The organism is Stenotrophomonas sp., assembly GCF_032103445.1.
Lineage (GTDB): Bacteria > Pseudomonadota > Gammaproteobacteria > Xanthomonadales > Xanthomonadaceae > Stenotrophomonas.
Window position 1 is genome coordinate 1 of the sequence record NZ_DAMDFR010000121.1, and the last position, 5477, is coordinate 5477.

The following is a 5477-nucleotide window of genomic DNA, read 5'->3' on the forward strand; positions in this document are numbered from 1 at the left end:
TTCTACGGTCCCGCAAACCCACCCCGGCACGCCCCAGACAGTTGGCCGGTGGCCAATGGAAATGCCAGAGCAACGGCGATGTCGATTCAGGGCCATGCGTTACCGGGCGTTGGGGGCTTCACGGTGATCGTCTGTCGACCGATCCCACCAAAGCAGGACCAGCGCACGGACAAGTGATGAGTTGGCTTTGATCTTCCATGGCCACCGACGATCTATCGATGGCGGGTCGGGATGGGCTGGAGGGGGCATGAGCCGCATGGATGCGGCGACTGAGCTTACAGGGACGTACTTGCAGCGTCCCCCGGAATGCCCGTCCCGATCCGCCAACACAGAGAACCGATGCCCACCGGCTGTTCGCACAGATCCAACAGAAGCCGGGCAACGCCCGGCGATCCGTACGCCGTGTAATCCAACAATCGAGCAGGCAGAAAAAAACCACGGCCCCGAGAGGCCGTGGTTGTCATGCTGCTGCAGTGCGATGGATCAGAAGCGCTGCTGGTACTTCATGTACACGAAGCGACCGATGTCGTAACCGCCGTAGTACGAGAAGGCCGAGTTCGGCTTGCTGTACATCACCGGGCCGTACTTCTCGAACACGTTGTTGGCACCGACCGACACCGTGGCATCCCACGGCAGGCTGTAGCGGAACTGCACGTCGTGGAAGGTCACCGAACCACGTTCGTTGTAGTTGCGCATGCCGGCGTACCACGGCGCGTACTGGCCCGGATCCGAGCACTCAGCCGGGTACTGCGTCGGGTTGGTGCACTGTTCCTTCACGCCCGAGTAGTAGCGCGCGGTCCAACTGGCACCGAAGTTGCCCAGGTCGTAACCCAGCACCAGGTTCGAACGCACGCGGAAGGCGCTGCCGATGCCGTTGGTCACGATCGGAACGCTCGAACTGTCGTTCGTGGTGCGGTAGGTGGCGCTGGACACGTAGGTCGTTGCCGAGTTCACCGTGAACTTGCCGAAGCCGGTTTCCAGACGGTAGCTGACGTCCAGGTCGTAGCCTTCGGTTTCCATGAAGCCGGCATTGCGGTTGCCGAACTGCAGGTTGGTCACGATGCCGGTGACCGGGTCACGGTCAAAGCGGGTGCAGCGCGATGCAATGCCCTGCTCGTAGCAGTCGCGCAGGATCAGGGTCGGCGTATCGGCAATGATGGTGTTGTCGATGCGGATCTTCCACCAGTCCAGCGAGGCGTTGAAGCCCTGGATGAAGCTCGGGCTCCAGACCAGGCCCAACGTCTTGCTGGTCGAGGTTTCCGGGGTCAGCAGCGGATTGGAACCCTGCACGAACGGCACCGGCGTGGCGTCGGTGGCGTTGTTGACCGGCTGGTTGCCCTGGCGCAGCTGACGGAAGGTGTCGGCGTTGGCGATGTCCTGCGCGCAACGTGCGCGGACAGCCGCGCTGGAACCGGACGAACCGAAGCGCACGTCGCACGGATCGCTGAACTGCGCGAAGGTTTCAGAGCCGCCACCGAACAGGTCGTTGATGGTCGGGGCGCGGAAGCCTTCCGCCCAGGTGCCACGCACCAGCAGCGATTCGATCGGCTTCCACTTGAAGCCAAACTTGCTGTTGAGCGTGTTGCCGAAGGTGTCGTAATCCGAGAAGCGGGTCGCGCCGTTGAAGGACAGTTCCTTCGCACCCGGCAGGTCGGCCAGCACCGGCACGTTCACTTCCAGATAGGCTTCATTGACGGTGTAGTCGCCACCGGTCGGGCCAGCGGCCAGGTTCGTGGTGGCACCCGTCTGTGCCAGTGCGTCGGGCGTGTACTTGCCTTCTTCCTTGCGGTTTTCAACGCCGAAGGCGAAGCCCAGGTCGCCGGCCGGCAGGGTCACGATGCTGCCGGCGATGTTGGCGAAGAAGTTCTTCGAGGTGGTCTGGCCCTTGGTCACTTCTTCCGGGAACAGCCATGCCTGCAGTTCTTCATTGCCGTACAGGCCGTTTGCAGCGGTGGTGCCATACGGGATCAGCGGGTTCCACGGCTTGCACACATCGGCCGAGATCGGCGCGGCAGCGGTACCACACTGCACCTGGCCGGTGGCGGCGTTGTAGAACGACGGGCCCACGCCTCCGGCGACGCGCGCCTTGTGCAGGTTGCCGGTCGCCACCGACTCCAGCTCGTTGCGGTTGTACTGGTAGCCCACTTCCCAGTCGAAGTAGCGCTCGCCGATGTCGAACGAGCCGTCGAACGACGCCACCGCACGGTAAGTCTTCAGTTCGCTGGTGGTGACGCGCGGGATTTCCCAGGTACGACGGTTCCAGGCCACCGCAGTCGGGGTGGCATAGCCGTGCTGGCGGCCGAACGGGTTGAAGTAGCTGTCGATCGACATCGAACCGACGCCGGGAGTGCTCGACTGCAGCGGGTAGCCGGCGATCTGGCGGCTGGACTCGCGCTGGTTGTAACCCAGTTCGGTGCGGAAGTTGATGTTCTCGGTGATCGCGAAGCGGCCATCGAAGTACACCGAGTCACGCTTGACCGGATACATCACGTGCATCTGGTCATTGGCATTGCTGACGTCACCAGTGAACGGCGTGGTGTTGGTCAGGTGGTAGTTGCCCGGCAGGGTCGGGTCGGTGCCGCGGTTGAGTGAATAGCCGCAGCCGGCCGTCGCGGTGCAGCCCGGGCCACGCAGGCCGGTGATCTGGCCGTACTGGCTCAGCGTGGTCCAGTTGGTGGCATCGTTCGGGTGACGGTCGGTCATGCCGTACTGGCTGAACCAGCGGTCACGCGCCCACACGCCCTTTTCTTCGGCGTGTTCGGCCGAGAAGGTCAGCGAGATGCGGTCGTTGCTCCAGCCGGTGACCACGTCGAAGCGCGAGCGTGCGCCGTCGCCCTGGCTGTACTGGCCGTGGTAGGCGTTGACGGTGGTGCCGGTGACGTTGCTGCGGGTGATGATGTTGACCACGCCGGCCATCGCGTCCGAGCCGTAGATGGCCGACGCGCCGTCCTTCAGCACTTCAATACGTTCCACCGCCGACACCGGCAGGGTGGACACGTCCTGGTAGCCCGAGGTGCTGATGCCCAGGCGCTTGCCGTTGACCAGCACCAGGGTGCGCTGGGTGCCCAGATTGCGCATGTCGATGTAGGTACCGCCGGCGTTTTCACCGGCGGTCAGCGCGTTGGCGCGGCTGATGGTCGGGCTGCCCATGGCGGTGACGTTCTGCAGGATGTCGGCGACCGAGCTGAAGCCCTGCTTTTCGATGTCGTTGCGGCTGATCGCGAAGACCGGCTGCGCGGTTTCAACGTCGACCTGGCGGATGCGCGAACCCGTGATCTCGATGCGATCCAGGTTGGTGGTGTTGGTGCTGTCCTGCGCCAGGGCCGGGGCGGCCATCAGGCCGGCGGTCCCCGCCACCAGGGCATAGCGGATCGCCTGCCCCAGTACGTTGGTACGTGAATTCATGAAGGCTCTCTCTCTCGTTTGAAACTGGATCAAAAGAGGTGGCGGGGATCCCAAGTACCCCGCCTCCCCGAAAAACCAGCCGCCAAGTGAGGCTGGTGACTCGATGTTTGTCCGGTTCTTAACGTCGTGTAAAGCGTTTGTTCACTTTTTTTCATGAAAAAGTAACAAACGGGAGAAATCTTCTGTTGAATCAGCACTTTGTGATGTTCGCGTGAATTGTTCCGCGTGTCCAGATGTGTCGGAATGTGTCGGATTGATGCGTTGCACAATGGAATCTGCGCGCTGGGTCACAGCAACGCGGCCCCGAATGGGGCGCGTTCTGTTTCACGATTGCGCGGGAAGGCCCGGGCGCGTGGCGACGCGCTGATTGGATCGGCGCACGCCGGTCATGGGGCGCGGCGTGGCTCTACATGACGAAGGGGCGGAACTGGATGCCCAGCCCGGCCAGGCCATCGGCTTCGCCGAGCAGGTCGGCGCGCAGCAGGGGGCGGGCGTCGATGAACGACTGCGGCAGGATCAGCGCCAGACGGTTGTCGTCGGCGGTCAGCTCCAGCGCGGGCAACGGGGTGTCTTCGTGCGCGCGGTTGAGCAGCACCGCCAGGCGCAGCAGGGCGGTCATGCGCCGGGCTGGCTGCAGCAGGCGCTCGGGCAGGGCATCGAACGCGGTTTTGGACACGTTGCGGCGGTGGCTGCGCACCATCGCCGCCAGCAGTTGCTGCTCCTGCCGCGAGAAGCCGGCGATGTCGGAATTTTCCAGCACGTAGCTGCCGTGCACGTGATAGCCGCTGTGGGCGATCATCAGCCCCAGCTCGTGCAGGCGGGCGGCCCAGCCCAGCATGCGCGCGTCGTCTGCATCCAGCTTCCAGCGGTCCTCGACCTGCGCGAGCAGGTCCAGCGCGGTGCTTTCCACCCGTGCGGCCTGGGCGGTGTCGATGCCATAACGCAGGGTCAGCGCGTCGACCGATTCGTCACGCAGGTCGTTCTCGCTGGCACGGCCCAGAATGTCGTACAGGATGCCTTCGCGCATCGCCGCCTTGCTGACCAGCAGTTTCTGCAGGCCCAAGGCCTGGAACGCGGCTTCCAGCACCAGGATGCCGCCGGCAATGATCGGCCGCCGCTCGGCGGACAATCCCGGCAGGCTGATGTCTTCGATCTTCTTCGCTTTCAACAGCTCGTCGCGCAGCTGCGGCAGCGCCTCGGCGGTGATCGCGCCCTTGCTCAGCTTCATGCTGGCGCAGATCTCGCTGATCGCCTTGTGCGTGCCGGAGGAGCCCAGTGCTTCCTGCCAGCCCAGCGCACGGTACTTGGTGGCGAACTGCTGGAACTCGGCACCGATCTCGGTCAGGGCGTCCTTCCAGCGCCGTTTGCTCAGCTTGCCACCGGGGAAGAAGCGCCGCGTGCTGGCAATGCAACCGGCCTGCAGGCTTTCGCGTTCCAGGGTCTGCATGCCCTGGCCGATGATGAACTCGGTGGAGCCGCCGCCAATGTCGATCACCAGTCGGCGCTGGTCGGGCTTGGGCGGCTGCGCATGGGCCACGCCCAGGTAGATCAGACGCGCCTCTTCGCGACCGCTTACGACTTCAATGGCGTAGCCCAGCGCGGTTTCAGCCGGCATCAGAAAGGCCTGCGGCGAACGCAGCTGGCGCACGGTGTTGGTCGCCAGGGCGCGTACCCGGGACGCCGGGATGCCACGCAGGCGCTGCCCGAACCGGGCCAGGCACTCCAGTGCGCGCTGGCGGGCTTCAGCGGACAGGCCGCCCTTGCCATCCAGACCATCGGCCATGCGCACGGTTTCGCGCAGACGGTCCACCACGCGCAGCTGCCCGAGCGTGTAGCGCGCGATGACCATGTGGAAACTGTTGGAGCCCAGGTCGATGGCGGCGAGCAGGTCGCCATCCTGCAAAGCGGGGGGAGTCGTGGAGGTATGCGGCATGGCGGAATGGTAGCCGAAGCGGGGTGCCGCTCGTCACCGCGCGGTCTTCACATGGGGATGGCGCGACGAATAGTCGCAATGTGTGCGATCGGTAGCGCCGGCCGTTGGCCGGCCCAGGCGGTGCTGAGGGCCGGCCAAC

General features: G+C 64.6%; 2 protein-coding genes. Both read right to left on the reverse strand.

Going from position 1 to position 5477, the window contains the following annotated elements:
* Positions 1-483: 483 nt before the first annotated feature.
* Positions 484-3405 carry a TonB-dependent receptor gene (locus RT551_RS21045; protein ID WP_313462117.1) on the reverse strand — a complete coding sequence of 974 codons (2922 nt, stop codon included), beginning with the start codon at positions 3403-3405 and terminating at the stop codon, positions 484-486.
* Positions 3406-3811: 406 nt separating this feature from the next.
* A complete protein-coding gene (ppx, locus tag RT551_RS21050; protein WP_313462119.1) occupies positions 3812-5338 on the reverse strand; it encodes an exopolyphosphatase in 1527 nt (508 codons plus the stop codon).
* Positions 5339-5477 lie beyond the last annotated feature (139 nt).